This window comes from Salinivibrio sp. ML198, assembly GCF_001996015.1.
GTDB lineage: Bacteria > Pseudomonadota > Gammaproteobacteria > Enterobacterales > Vibrionaceae > Salinivibrio > Salinivibrio siamensis.
On sequence record NZ_MUEZ01000005.1, the window covers coordinates 13,743 to 28,348 of the forward strand.

General features: G+C 52.1%; 11 protein-coding genes. 7 read left to right on the forward strand and 4 right to left on the reverse strand.

Annotated elements, in window-relative coordinates:
• Positions 1–164: 164 nt before the first annotated feature.
• Positions 165–1,394, reverse strand: a complete 1,230-nt coding sequence (locus BZG25_RS04450; RefSeq protein WP_077638575.1) for a lipopolysaccharide assembly protein LapB — start codon at positions 1,392–1,394, stop codon at positions 165–167.
• Positions 1,395–1,821: 427 nt separating this feature from the next.
• Between BZG25_RS04450 and BZG25_RS04455 the strand changes: the two genes are divergently transcribed.
• Both BZG25_RS04455 and pflB read left to right on the forward strand, forming a co-directional pair.
• Positions 1,822–3,333, forward strand: coding sequence for a DUF3360 family protein (locus BZG25_RS04455; protein WP_046073649.1), 1,512 nt, complete (start codon positions 1,822–1,824; stop codon positions 3,331–3,333).
• A gap of 133 nt (positions 3,334–3,466) precedes the next feature.
• Positions 3,467–5,743, forward strand: a complete 2,277-nt coding sequence (gene pflB / locus BZG25_RS04460; RefSeq protein WP_077638576.1) for a formate C-acetyltransferase — start codon at positions 3,467–3,469, stop codon at positions 5,741–5,743.
• 165 nt (positions 5,744–5,908) lie between these two features.
• On the opposite strand, the gene BZG25_RS04465 is transcribed toward pflB, so the two are convergent.
• Positions 5,909–7,531, reverse strand: a complete 1,623-nt coding sequence (locus BZG25_RS04465; protein WP_241828647.1) for a methyl-accepting chemotaxis protein — start codon at positions 7,529–7,531, stop codon at positions 5,909–5,911.
• A 331-nt stretch (positions 7,532–7,862) separates the two neighbouring features.
• On the opposite strand from BZG25_RS04465, the gene pflA reads away from it, so the two are divergent.
• The gene (gene pflA, locus BZG25_RS04470; protein ID WP_077638577.1) at positions 7,863–8,603 is read left to right on the forward strand and encodes a pyruvate formate lyase 1-activating protein; all 741 of its coding nucleotides are present in this window, start codon (positions 7,863–7,865) and stop codon (positions 8,601–8,603) included.
• Positions 8,604–8,646: 43 nt separating this feature from the next.
• Here pflA and BZG25_RS04475 read toward each other — a convergent pair whose 3' ends face one another.
• Entirely contained in the window at positions 8,647–9,552 is a 906-nt protein-coding gene (locus BZG25_RS04475) for a LysR substrate-binding domain-containing protein (RefSeq protein WP_077638578.1), read from the reverse strand.
• A 197-nt stretch (positions 9,553–9,749) separates the two neighbouring features.
• Between BZG25_RS04475 and focA the strand changes: the two genes are divergently transcribed.
• Positions 9,750–11,198: a formate transporter FocA gene (gene focA / locus BZG25_RS04480; RefSeq protein WP_077638579.1), complete on the forward strand. Its 1,449-nt coding sequence runs from the start codon at positions 9,750–9,752 to the stop codon at positions 11,196–11,198.
• Between the two features lie 110 nt (positions 11,199–11,308).
• On the opposite strand, the gene BZG25_RS04485 is transcribed toward focA, so the two are convergent.
• Entirely contained in the window at positions 11,309–11,974 is a 666-nt protein-coding gene (locus BZG25_RS04485) for an energy-coupling factor ABC transporter permease (RefSeq protein ID WP_077638580.1), read from the reverse strand.
• Between the two features lie 182 nt (positions 11,975–12,156).
• Between BZG25_RS04485 and BZG25_RS04490 the strand changes: the two genes are divergently transcribed.
• From BZG25_RS04490 to BZG25_RS04500, 3 genes are all read left to right on the forward strand, one after another.
• Positions 12,157–12,657, forward strand: coding sequence for a YfbU family protein (locus BZG25_RS04490; protein WP_077578556.1), 501 nt, complete (start codon positions 12,157–12,159; stop codon positions 12,655–12,657).
• A gap of 129 nt (positions 12,658–12,786) precedes the next feature.
• Positions 12,787–13,611, forward strand: coding sequence for a 23S rRNA (guanine(745)-N(1))-methyltransferase (rlmA, locus tag BZG25_RS04495; RefSeq protein WP_077578557.1), 825 nt, complete (start codon positions 12,787–12,789; stop codon positions 13,609–13,611).
• An 18-nt stretch (positions 13,612–13,629) separates the two neighbouring features.
• Positions 13,630–14,601: a ChaN family lipoprotein gene (locus BZG25_RS04500; RefSeq protein ID WP_077638581.1), complete on the forward strand. Its 972-nt coding sequence runs from the start codon at positions 13,630–13,632 to the stop codon at positions 14,599–14,601.
• Positions 14,602–14,606 lie beyond the last annotated feature (5 nt).

Here is a 14,606-nt window from a genome sequence, read left to right on the forward strand (position 1 = left end):
GTTATTTTTATCGTGAAAGCTGACAAAAATTAGCGTTGGAGGGGATAGACGTGCAATTTATTTCATTTCAATGCGATCAGCGGTGCGTAACAAAACTGTGAACACCATAGTTAAACGCCTACTAAAAAAGACAGTGGCGCTTTTAAAGTAGGCAGCCTCTCACCTTATGACAGCCGCGCGTCGCGACGTTTCGCTCGCTTCGCTTTAAGTAGCTCTAAGGTGTCACGCCAGCGCTCGGCAAGGCCGGTAGGATCACGCGCCTCCCACTGTTCTAGCGCATAGTCTGCTAGTGCATAGTCCCCAGCTTTAATCGCACTGATGGATAACCACTGCCACAGCATACGATCATCTTTCAGGCCATAAGAGAGCGCCACTTGCGCGGTATCAATCACTTCCTGCCAATGATTAAGCTGATACGCTAACATCACCTGTAGTTTGAGCGTTTGCTTGTCTGGCTCGCTCAAATTCACTTCACTGATCCGGTTTAACGCCGCCACGCGCTGGTCTGTTTTAATCAAACACTGCACCAGAAATAACTGTTCATCACGAGTGGGTAGCCGGGTCAATTGCTGTAATCCCTGTTGCCAATATAGCAATGCCTGCTGTGAGGCCCCCAGCTCCATTTGCCCGGCGGAGAGAGTCCGGTAAAGGGCAATGTCAGCATTGGCACGCGCTAAATACTGGCGTGCCGCTTGGTGCGAGCCCGCTTTAGCGTGAGCGCGTGCGGCCTGCTCTAACCAACGAGGGGCCACATCGGGTTGATTGACCAACTTATCGAATGTCGCTGCCGCCGCCTTAAAGCGTGATAGCGCCACTTCACTGAGCCCTTTGGTTTGCAGGATAAATGCATCCTCCGCGCCGAGCTTTTTCAGCTGGCGCGCATACTCAATCGCCACGTCGAAACGAGACAGGGCATAAGCAGCCTGCATCGCGAAGCGAGCAGAGGTCGGCTGCAGTGTGTGCTTATCGCGGAGCTGGCGGGCATAGTTCAATACTTCTTCATATTGCTCGACTCGAAACGCCAAGCTAATCACGGCAGTTAACGCATCCGCCTCGCTCTCTTTGCTGAGCGCGTTCAATGCCAATGCAAGACGATAGGCTCGGTAGGCTTCGGCACGCTGACCAAGGTAAAGGTGGGCGATAGCCTGCAAACGTTGCAGCTCCGCACGCTCGGAGGGTGCCAGCGCCTGCTGATCCGATGGAGTCAGCAATGTATCGACCTCGGTGAGCGCATATTGATAGTCGCCGTTTTGAATCGCTGCGCTCACTGTTTCTACCCCCGCGGCCTTGACAACCATAAAAGGGCAAAACAGCAAGACACCCAAGCTCAAACAACGCCACTTTGGCATCAGCATGGGAGAACAAACAAACAGGCGGAACAATCGGCGCACCATAAGGATCCATTTTTAGAGGACAATATATCGACTATAACCTATCTTTTTTATTCACTACAGCGAGCAAGCGGTGGCTGTCTTTATTTATTGACACAGATTCAGGATGCCACCACGTCCGCTTTACATCAGGCGAGTTTATCTTACTGTTTTGTAGCACATATTCGCCGCTTAGATTGGTAATTAAATTACATAAATGCTGGTTTATCGGCGAGACCAGAAGAACACAGGGTCAAAAACCTCGGCACAAGTGGGCGTAGCACGTAAAAAAATTACACGGTAATGATCTAAGTCAACATTCTGCGCCCCCCCTGTTGTTAGCATGCTGATAACGAAACAGAACACGGCCACAAGGCCAGCGTTAACAACACATAAAGACTGGCTAAGCCACTGTTTCGAAAGCGTTTGCTTTCTGTACGACGAGGAAATTATGGCAACACATGCTCAAGACCGCAGTGTGAGTCACGAAGAAAAGAGCGAATATCAAAAGAAGCACAAGCCGGCTTCTTCATTTGCCTCCCGCGCTGACTACCTGAATCACGAACTACAAATTATGCGTCCGCGCCGTTGGGGCTTAAACTTGCCTGGCCGTGACTTCCGTTTTGAAATCGAAGACCTTGTCCCAGCGCTCGCGGGTACCATCGGCATTATCGCCATGTACTCTGCGGTGATGATGTCTTGGGCGGATGGTTTAACCGCCGCTTGGGATCACATCACCTTGGGTAAAGCGTTTGCCGTTGAAGTGGCGCGGGTAGAAATGCTTATCCCAGCGCTTCTGTTCTGTGTCCTGTTGTGCGGGTTTATAAACCCACGCGCCAACTTGGCCGGCAACCATGGTCCAATGATTCCACTGGTCGGGACCATCGCGTTAGCAGGTGCTCACCCATTGGCGTTGGGGATTCTGATTGGTGCCTTTGGCCTGATACTCAGTTACCTCAAAGGTGGCTCCAAATTAGTTAACTTGACCAGTCAAGGGGTCGCCGGTGGCTTGCTGATCTTCCTTGGCTTTGGTGGTGCAAAAGGCCAGATTGAGAGTCTGCTCGCATGGGGCGCGGCGATTGATATGGGCTATATCTCCATTTTAATTCTCGCCGTATCGATTGTGATCTATGCCTTCTTGGCGCGCATCGGTAAACGCTGGCTCGCGATTCCCGTGTGTGCGGTCACCGGCGGACTGATTGCTACCGCGCTCGGTGCTGGCTCTTCACTGGAGTTCGTTACTCAACCAGGTGTGCCTAACCTCAATCCGGTTTACTGGTGGGGCTCAACCGAGCAAGGCTGGCAGCTAGGACTTCCTAACCTGTCGCACTTCCTCGCCTCTTTGCCATTTGCATTGCTCGCGGTAGCGATGTGGTCACCGGACTTTCTTGGTCACCGTATATTCCAGGAACTAAATTATCCTAAGAAAGCCGAAAAAGTATTGATGGACGTGGATGACACCATGACAGGTTGTTCTATCCGTCAAATGGTTGGTGCCTCTGTGGGTGGCGGTAACATCACCTCATCGTGGGGAACCTACATGATTCCGGCGGCGATTGCGCGTCGACCCATTCCTGGCGGTGCCATTGTACTGGGTCTGTTATGTATTGCCGTTGCCTTGATTGGCTACCCTATGGATGTCGCCACTTGGCCACCAGTGATGACCATCGCGCTGCTATCGGGTGTGTTCCTGCCCTTGCTTGAAGCAGGCATGCAGATGGTGAAAGACGCCAAGTCGAGCCAAGCAGCGGGTATTTGTATTTTCGCCTCCATGGCTGTTAACCCAGTCTTTGGTTGGGCAGTCACTATGCTCTTGGACAACAACGGCCTTATCGGTGATAAAGAGCGCCCAACAACGCTCTCTACCGTTGACCGTCTGGTGATTCCAACCGCCACAGTGATCATTTGTATTGCTGCCATGTTGGCAGTCGGAATGATTCCCGGCATTCCATCTTTGTTGTAATAACATTGCCCCGCTTTCGGGCGGGGTATCCGGATAAATCGATGGGTCGCAGGCGTCAGCCATACTGACAAATACGATGACTGAACCTGGTCCCAATACATATCTTTTTGAAAAGAGTACAGGTAGGTGCAACATGTCTGAGCACGTTTCCAATGCATGGGAAGGATTTGTTGAAGGTAACTGGAGCAAAGAAGTTGATGTTCGCGACTTCATCCAGAAAAACTATACCCCTTACGAGGGCGACGAATCATTCCTAGTTTCTGAGCCAACTGACGCCACTCGCAAACTGTGGGCGCGCGTGATGGAAGGCATCAAGCAAGAGAACGCGACGCATGCACCGGTTGATTTTGATACGTCTGTGGTTTCGACCCTGACGTCTCACGACGCCGGCTACATCGAGAAAGATCTGGAACAGATTGTCGGTCTACAGACTGACGCGCCGCTAAAACGCGCGATGCTTCCGTATGGTGGTATCCGCATGGTTCAAGGGTCATGCGACGCCTATGGCCGCGAACTTGACCCACAAGTGAAGAAAATCTTCACCGAATATCGTAAAACCCACAACCAAGGCGTTTTCGATATTTATACCCCAGAAATCATGAAGTGCCGTAAATCTGGCGTGTTGACCGGTTTGCCTGATGCATATGGCCGTGGCCGTATCATCGGTGACTACCGTCGCGTTGCGCTATACGGTATCGACTTCTTGATGAAAGACAAGAAAGCCCAATTCGATTCACTGCAAGAGAAATTCGAAAACGGCGAAGATCTGCAAATGACCATGCAACTGCGTGAAGAAATTGCAGAGCAGCATCGCGCACTGGGTCAATTGAAAGAAATGGCCGCAAGATACGGCTGTGACATTTCTCGTCCTGCAGAAACCGCGCAAGAAGCGATTCAATGGACATACTTCGGTTACTTGGGTGCAGTGAAAACCCAAAACGGTGCCGCCATGTCGCTTGGCCGTACCTCTACCTTCCTCGATATCTATGTAGAGCGCGATATCGCGGCGGGTAAGCTGACTGAAGAGCAAGCCCAAGAGCTGATCGATCACTTCGTGATGAAACTGCGTATGGTGCGTTTCCTACGTACGCCTGAGTATGATGACCTCTTCTCTGGTGACCCAATTTGGGCAACAGAATCTGTTGCCGGTATGGGTGTTGACGGTCGTCCACTGGTTTCACGTACCAGCTTCCGTTTCCTAAACAGCCTATACACCATGGGACCAAGCCCAGAGCCAAACATCACCGTGCTATGGTCTGAGCAGCTGCCTGAAGGCTTCAAAAAGTTCTGTGCCAAAGTCTCTATCGACACCTCGTCTATCCAGTACGAGAACGACGATCTGATGCGCACTGACTTTGACAATGACGACTATGCGATTGCGTGCTGCGTCTCGCCAATGATTGTTGGTAAGCAGATGCAATTCTTTGGTGCCCGTGCCAACTTGGCGAAAACGCTGCTCTATACCATCAACGGTGGTATTGACGAGAAGCTGAAAATCCAAGTTGCGCCTGAACACGCGCCAATGACTGACGAAGTGTTGGACTATGACAAAGTCATGGACCGCATGGATCACCTGATGGATTGGCTGGCTAAACAGTATGTGACTGCCCTAAACAGCATTCACTTCATGCACGACAAGTACAGCTATGAAGCGGCGCTGATGGCTTTCCACGACCGTGATGTGTATCGCACCATGGCATGTGGTATCGCGGGCCTCTCGGTAGCAGCTGACTCATTAGCCGCGATTAAATACGCCAAAGTGAAGCCTGTTCGTGACGAAGACGGTATTGCTATCGACTTTGATATCGAAGGCGAATACCCAGCATTTGGTAACAACGACGAGCGTGTTGACCAAATCGCTTGTGACCTGGTTGAGCGCTTCATGAACAAAATCCGTTCACTGAAGACCTACCGTGACGCGGTGCCTACCCAGTCTATCCTGACTATCACTTCAAACGTGGTATACGGTAAGAAAACGGGTAACACGCCTGACGGTCGTAAAGCCGGCATGCCATTTGGCCCAGGTGCTAACCCGATGCACGGCCGTGATGAAAAAGGCGCGGTTGCGTCACTGACATCTGTCGGTAAACTGCCATTTGCCCACGCCAAAGACGGTATTTCTTATACCTTCTCTATTGTGCCAAATGCACTGGGTAAAGATGAGAACGCACAACGCGCTAACTTGGCAGGCTTGATGGATGGTTACTTCCACCACGAAAGCGGTCAAGAAGGTGGCCAGCACTTGAACGTCAACGTGATGAACCGTGAAATGTTGCTGGACGCGATGGAGCACCCTGAGAACTATCCTCAGCTGACCATCCGTGTTTCTGGTTACGCGGTACGTTTTAACTCGCTGACCAAAGAGCAGCAACAAGACGTGATTACCCGTACCTTTACCTCTTCACTGTAAGAGATAAATAAGGGTTAACGCCTAAAGAAAAACCGCCGGCAATGCTGGCGGTTTTTGTTTGTCTGTCGCTTTACAGCGCTATGTCTTGCTTTGTCCGGGTGCAATTCCAAAGAGCCGACGCCCAGCGAACAGTTGTTTAACCTGCCAGCTAGGCGCAATCAGCCATTACCCCACTTCAAAGCGGTCCAACTTACTGTCCAACTCACGTGCTGAATCGGCAAGCAGCTGGCTTTGCTCGGCAAGGTGCGACGCCGCACCGCTCACTTCGTTGGCCGAGTTGTGAATATTACTCACATTTTGGTTCATCTCTTCCGACACCGTCCCCTGCTCTTCTGCCGCCGCGGCGATTTGTACCACGCGGTCATTCGAGCCATGTAAGGCACTCACCATTTCCTTCAACTGCGCTTGGGTTTCTAGCGCCGTATTGACACTGTCTTCACTGGATTGATGACTTGATGTCATTGCCTCAGCCGCCTCAATCGCATTGTTGGTGAGCGATTCAATCGTGCCTTGAATTTGAGTGGTCGATTTTTGCGTGCCTTGAGCGAGCGAGCGCACTTCATCGGCCACCACCGCAAAGCCACGGCCTTGCTCACCCGCTCGTGCCGCTTCAATCGCCGCATTGAGTGCCAGCAGGTTAGTTTGCTCAGAGATGCCTTGGATCACCGTCGCCACATCACTGATCTCCATCACCCCTTGCTTCACTTGATTCACCAATTTATCCGCTGCGGCAATACGCTCGGCAACGTTGCGGATACTGGCCACCGTGCTATCTAGCTTGTGGTTGCTGTCTTCCGCCATCGACGAAATATCGTTGGTCGCTTGCGCGGTTTGCTCAGCGTGATCGGCAACATCGGCCACGGTAGCCGTCATTTCGTTCATCGCCGTGGCGAGCTGCTCAAGTTGTGCGCGCTGCGATTGAATGCTTTGTGCACTTTCCTCACTGGCTGATGCTATGGAGGAGGCCATGGTCGATGATTGCTTGGCTTCATCATGCGCAACACGCAGCGCCTCGCGGACACTGCTCATCGCGGTATCCATTCGCCGAGCGAGTTTGCCAATTTCGTCATGACGGGTATAACCACACTCGACCCGAAGATCGCCACCGGCAATGCGATCGAATTTTTCCACCAGCTCATCCAAAGGCACCACGATATCGCGGCTGACAAACCCACCCGCTACCAGCAAGATAGCGCCAGATAACAGGGTTAAACCTCCAATTTGCCACGCGGATTGTATCACCCGCTCCTCAATATCACTGACATGGACGCCTGAGCCAATAATCCAATTCCAGCCATCAACGCGTTTCACATAGGAAATTTTCGGCTTCATCTCGCCCTCAGGTGAACGCCAGGTGTAATCGAGCACGCCGCCCTGCGCGCCTTGACTGACTTGTACCATCTCACGCCAGTGGTGCTTGCCGTCACCATCGGTCAGCCCATCCGCACTGGTGCCGTTTAGCTTGGGCTTGATCGGGTGATTCACAATGGTGAGGTCGGGCTTGAGTACCCAAAAGTAATTATTCCCGTCGTAACGCAGTTTATTAAGCTGCGCGATCGCTTGTGCCTTTGCTTCTTCTTCGCCAATTTGTGGTGCCTGCTGGCGATAATAGGCCACCACACTTTGCGCCACCTCAATATTGGCACGCAAGGAAGCCGTCCGTTCAGCATAAGACTGCTCCCGCTCTTTGTTGATGGTGTACGCGCTGATCCCTGCCAGCAACACAACGGCAACCAGCATTAGTGCAACAAGCTTATTTTTCACTCTCAGATCACTGATTTTTCTCATTATAAGTCCTAGCATTTGCTTTGATCCTAGCCTGACACCAAGCATGTCCTTGCTTGCATGCAACCTGGCATAAGCATGTATCGCTTTGGCGACGTGTCGCACGTAAGTTTGGACAAAAAAACGAAAAGTCACAAAATCTGCATGGAATTTATCTGGTTAACGTCTCACTCATTGGGCAATAAAAAACTGGAACTGTGATCAAGCTTGAGTCAGGTATGCAACTAGAGGGCAACACCATGGCGAGAAGTGCGAAAAAACAGGGAATTCCCTTATCTTCAGACTGGGTTTGTAATAAAATAACGGCATAGCCATTTGCAGTCTGGAGACAGCTATGTCGACAATTGGTCGCATCCATTCGTTTGAGTCCTGTGGCACCGTAGACGGCCCAGGTATCCGCTTTATTGTCTTTATGCAAGGCTGTTTGATGCGGTGCAAATACTGTCATAACCGTGATACGTGGGATACCCACGGCGGCAAAGAAGTGACCGTCGATGAGATCATGAAAGACGTGCGCGCCTATCGCCATTTTATCACCGCCTCTGGTGGCGGGGTGACAGCATCCGGCGGTGAGGCCATGTTGCAGCCCGAGTTTGTGCGTGACTTTTTCCGGGCCGCTAACGCGGAAGGGATCCACACCTGTTTAGATACCAACGGCTATATCCGCAAACACACCCCGGTGATTGATGAAGTCCTTGATGCCACCGATTTAGTGATGCTGGATCTGAAGCAACTCAACGATCACGTCCACGAAGACTTGGTCGGCGTATCGAACCGACGAACCCTCGACTTTGCTAAGTACCTGCAAAAAATTGGACAAAAAACCTGGATTCGTTACGTGGTTGTCCCTGGCTACACCGATGATGACGACTCCGCCCATCGTCTCGGCCAATTTATTCAAAACATGGATAACATCGAAAAAGTCGAGTTACTTCCTTACCACCAACTCGGCGCGCACAAATGGGAAGCGCTGGGTCATGACTACGAGCTGCAAGATGTCTCGCCCCCATCAAAAGAAGTGATGGACAGAGTCAAAGAGATTATTGCCAGTTACGGTCACAGTGTCACTTACTAAGCGTTAACGCTATAAAGCCGGCCATGCAGCCGGCTTTTTCGCCTTACATCTCACGTCGCCGCGCCTTGGTCATTCGAATTGCTTCACGGATAATACAGTCACGCAACGGATTATCCGCCGCATCCGCTCGCCAAATAAAAGACAAGGTACGTCGCATGTTTAGCTCAGGCACATTCAGTGCTACCAACTCTTCGCGTGCTAACCACTTCTCGACATCAAGGTATGGTAAGCAGCTAAGATAATTGGAATTCGCTACCAAGGTACGTAATACCGGTACCTGCTCATACTCACGGCGCACATCAAGATCTTCGATAACGCCATGAATGGCACTATCAAAACTATGCCGCGTTCCCGCTCCCGGCTCTCTCAGCACCCATTGGGCTTGCTCCAGCTGCGCGAGGCTGACTTGGTCACGTTGTGCATAAGGATGATGTTTGGCCGCCACCACCACCAAATGGTCATGACACCACACCTGTTGCTTCAACCGGCTGTCGTCACAACGCCCTTCAATAATCCCCAAGTCGTGCTGATAGCGGCGCACACTATCAATCACCTTCTGGGTATTTTTCACCGTAAAGTCGATTCTCAACTCGGGAAAATCACTATCAATAATACTGATAAGGTCTGGAATCAGGTGTTCTGCTGCGGTCTGACTGGCAATTAAGGCAATATCACCACTAATAATGTGCTGCCCATCAAACCCGGCTTCAATTTGTTGCGCGTCAAACAGCAATTGTCGTGCTTTAGGTCGCAACCATGCCCCCCAATAGGTGAGCTGCATTTGCTTGCCTTGACGCTCAAAGAGCGGCCTACCGAGGAGCTTTTCAAGCTGTGAAAGCGCCATGCTGGTCGCCGACTGCGTTAACGCTAAATGGTCGGCAGCACGGCTCACACTGCCCATCGCGGCAATCGCTTCAAACACAGCGAGCTGCTTGAGTGAGTAGCGCATCTAGGATCCTTACTGTCTGACTTTGATGACATCAGACTATCAATTTTTGTGATTATTACCCTAAGAAATATCAATTTTACTCCTGATAACCACAGGCATAGGCTGGATTTATTCACATTCAGTCTAAAAAGGAGTACAACCAGTATGTTTTTTTGTCTTCAAGGTCGGGCACCCATTGCCAAAAGAGGAGGCAGCCGATGGTAACCCCCATTCACACTGACGGCCCCGCTGCACTGCTGGTGCAAGCCGAGCAATACGCTGAGAGCAAGTCGCGCAAATCCACCCGTATGGCCGTCGGACTGGCGATGATGGCAGGCCTATTTATCGGGTTAGCGTTCGTGTTTTACCTCACGGTCACCACAGGCAGTAATGCCGGCTGGGGGCTCACCCGACTGATGGGCGGACTGGCCTTTAGCATGGGGCTGATCCTCGTGGTGCTCGGTGGGGCCGAGTTGTTTACCAGCACGGTGCTATCAATGCTCGCGCGTGCCAACGGCAAAATTAGTACGCGCAGCCTGCTTTATACCTGGGCAAGGGTGTATGTCGGCAACTTATGTGGCGCACTCTTGTTGGTGCTGATCGTGATGGCAGCGGGTTTATATCAGCTTGATGATGGCCAATGGGGGCTCAACGCCCTACACGTTGCGCAGCACAAACTGCATCACAGCTGGCTGCAAGCGTTCTCTCTCGGCGTGCTCTGTAATTTACTGGTTTGTTTAGCGATTTGGATGACATTTACCTCACAAAACCCACTGACTAAAGCCGTCATGGTGATTTTGCCTGTCGCCATGTTTGTCAGCACCGGTTTTGAGCACAGCGTCGCCAATATGTTCATGGTGCCTTTGGGCATGAGTATCGCCACCTTCGCACCAGACAGCTTTTGGCAAGCGGTGGGCAGTTCCCCCGCGGCCTTTAATGACGTCAATCTCATCCAGTTTATCAGTGCCAATTTAATCCCCGTCACCCTTGGCAATATCGTCGGTGGCGCTGGCCTGGTTGGTATGGGCTATTGGCTGATTATCAACCCAGAAAGAGAACACAAAACCGCGCACATTTCTGCATTGACGCTCCCGTCTGCGCCTTATTCTGAGAGACCTATTATGACCCAAGAAACCTTAACTATTAAAAACAACATGCAATCGGCTCAGTGTGCTTTAAAAGCCCAGCAATTTGTGGCGGACGCCCTAGAGCAGCTCAACCGCACCAAACTTCAAGGCGCCCCTGTGGTAGACAGCCAAAATCAACTGGTTGGCTTTTTCTCGGTGCAAGATGTCTTAGTGGATCTATGGTGGAATGACTATCAACCCGACATGGATGCCAAAGTTGAAGATCTGATGCGCACCGAGGTACAAACCGTTGAGGCAGACCAATCGGTGATTGAGCTGGCGCAGTACATGAGCATTGATAACCAAGTGCTCTATCCGGTCAGTGATGCGGGCATTGCCACCCGCTTTACCACCCAATCAGCGTTAGAGCGGGCCAAAACACAGACCTTATCGCGTCCCTATATTTATCCGGTGATGAAAGACGAGCGCTTGGTGGGGGTGATCACGCGCGCCGATGTGATTCGAGCACTCGCGCCACTTTACGGTAATGCAATGGATATCCTTCCCGCCGATGCGAAAGAAGGCTTAGTCACCGCCTAACACTTAGTTACCACCGAACACAGAGATAGCCGTTATCGATCACGCCGCCGGTCAATACTGGCGGCATTTTTCATCGAGATGTTGCCGTCATCGCCGCATTGACACACGGACTAACGCTCAGGTGATAAATACTCACGGTCATAAAAGGTGCGTAGCCAATGAGGCCGATATACCGCCATCACTGTCACCGCCATGCCATTTAATAACGCCTCAGGGAACCACATCAGGAGCGCGATTTGCAGATAGTTATGGACAATGTCTTGCCAGCTATGTCTCTCTGCCAGCCCGTACCACAACGATGTCACGGACAGCTGGAATACCATGGTCAGCGCCGCGCCGATAAAAGCGGCGATAAAAATATAAATAAACAGGTGGCGAGTTAAATAATGATAACTGAGCGCGAAAATGCCATAACTAAAGGTGATAGGTAGCACTGCCGTGGTCAATGCGGTCATGCCCACATCAGCAACGGGGGCAAAACCAAACACCGCCATCAACGCCAATGGCACAGTGGCAATCCAAATGGCTATGCGCCAGCCGTGACACAAGGCTAAGGTAGTCACGCCTAAAAAGTGGATATCCAGCCCTTCTTTGATCCCTGCTTGAAGCGCCCATAAAGCAAACAACACCACCGCGGAGGAAAACGCCAAATGCTGGTAACCGGTTTCTTGACGCAGCTTAGAAAAAAATTCCGGCGGATAGGTTCGATACAGCACAGCTGCCCACAATAACCAGCCACTCCATTGCCAACCGCTCACTTCGGCGAACTCAAACATATTCAATCCCTAGTCACTGACCTTTTCTACCTTTGACTGACACAACAACTAGCGGGTGATAAACGTGCTACGGACATAGCCCAGATCAAGATTTCCCCCTCATAGAGCTGGTAGTCTCTATTTATTCCCTCATCAATTGATGAATGACTATTGTACCTTTGAGAGTTAAGAGGCCAACCGCGATGGATATGACCCCTGCACAACGTCTAATTTTATCTAATCAATACCAATTAATGTGCCACCTCGATCCCTCTAATAGCGAAAAGTATCGCCGCTTACAAACCATTATTGAGCGCGGTTACAGCTTGCAAATGGCAGAAGTGATCAGCCAGTTCGAGGCGCTATGCGAAACCCAGTGTCGTGAGATCATTGATATCATGGAAATGCACCATGCCATGCAGGCCTCATACAACCTCTTGGACGACGCCAACCAAGCCGCCTTATCACCGCGCCGCGTTCAATTCTGGGGCTTCGACGCCGCCACCGAAGGTGCGTTAGTGCATTATGTCCGCTTTCTTGTCGATACGGAGGGACTCTATCCGCAATTCGATCAGGGCGAGCATCGCTTTAACAGCCAAATGCCCATGTTGGACAAATACCGTCGCATGCTGGATGTATGGCGTCATTGCCCGCGCCAATTCCACTTAAGCTTAACCGAGATTGAGCAAATCCTCGCCGCCTAAACCGCAGAGAACGACCATCCCGAATCCCAGCCGCCCGCGAGGCGGCTTTTTATTTGCGCGTCTCGCGCTTGTCGAATCCATCGCAAGCCCGTACCCTTAAGCCCATTCACGCTAACACACCGAACGACCATGATTTATCGATGCCCACTGTGCCAACAGTCTCTGCAAGCCACCTCACGTGGCGCCTATTGCGCGAACAATCACCAATTTGACCGCGCCAAAGAAGGCTACCTCAATTTGCTCCCCGTGCAATTTAAGCGCTCTAAAGATCCGGGCGACAACAAGGCCATGACCCAAGCGCGTCGGGCGTTTTTAAACGCTGGCCACTATGCGCCGATGCGCCAAGCGATGATTGACGCTCTCACCCAAGCGCTCGGTGGCGAGCACAAAACCATCTTGGATGTCGGCTGTGGTGAAGGGTACTACACCCACGCGATTGCCGATCAAACCGCAGAGCAACAATGGTCGGTACACGGATTAGATATTGCCAAAGTGGCGGTGCGTTATGCGGCCAAGTGGTACCCACAGTGTCAGTTCTCGGTCGCCTCTTCCCAGCGCCTGCCGTTTGCCGACAACAGCTTGGATGGTGTGGTACGGATTTATGCGCCCTGTAACGGCGAAGAGTTAGCGCGCGCGATTAAGCCTGGCGGCGTGGTGGTGACGGTCACGCCGGGTCCACGTCATCTATTTCAGCTAAAAGCCGGTATCTATCAAGAGGTGCGTTTACACGAAACGCCACCTGAAGCCCTACCAGGCTTCCAACTTGAAAGTGAGCACTCACTGCATTACTCGATGACATTGGCAGGTGAGCAAGCCCTGACTCTGCTGCAAATGACGCCCTTTGCCTGGCGCGCCTCGGATGAATGGCGTGACACCTTAGCCAACAGCGAGGCCTTTGAGTGTGACGCCGACTTCACCCTGCGCGTGTATCGCCATCACGCCGCCGAGCAATGATAGCCAAGGAGACATCCCATGAAACAAGGTCGCGTATCGGTTCGTATCATCAGCGCCTGGCTCGCCGCAGCCTGCATCGTATTCACCAGTTCGACGCTTCATGCAAAAACCGATGCGCTTGCCACTTTATTTGACTACCAAGTCACTCGCGCAGAGGGCGAATCATTGAGCCTGACCCAAGTGGCCCGCCAAGTGGCGGATGCCGATGTGGTACTCATTGGCGAATGGCACGGCCATCCAGGCGTGCACCGCTTTCAAGCTGAGCTACTCAGCCAGCTCGCCTCAGAACACCCAGTGGCCCTGTCGATGGAGCAATTCAGTCGCGATGCGCAACCCGTCCTTGACCAATATCTTGCCGGCGAGATCGGCGAAGACACGTTAAAGCGGCAAGCCAAAGCCTGGGATAACTATGACGGCAGTTACCGCCCCTTGATTGAACTGGCCAAGCAACGCCAAATCGAGGTGATTGCTGCCAACGCCCCCAAGCGGCTGGTGCGCTGTATTGGTCAGCAAGGCTTGTCGTATCTCGACAGCCTTTCCGAGCAACAGCGTGGCTGGTTTGCCGACACCATCGATACCCAAGACTCCCCCTATAAGCGCAAGTTTAAGGCCAATATGCACCATGGCAGCGCCAGCCAAACAGACGCCCAATATGCGGCTCAGCTTGCGTGGGATGCCACGATGGCCGAAAGCATCGTCGAGTATCATGCTGCCCACCCCAACAGCCAAATTGTGCATATCGCCGGTCGATTTCACGTGGCGGAAGGGTTGGGAACCGCTGCGCAAATTCACGCCCGCGACCCTGAACTGCGCATCGCACTGATCACCGCGGTGAGCGACCAAACCATGCTAAGCGACGACGCACCCGACTTGCGCTTACACGTGCAGCCCATGCCACAGCGTTGGCTGTCGATGGATGAAATGCGTCAAGCGGTGAGCCAAATGAAAGGGCAAGGTGACGCCCAGTGCAAGCGCGCCACCAATAGCTAGTGCTC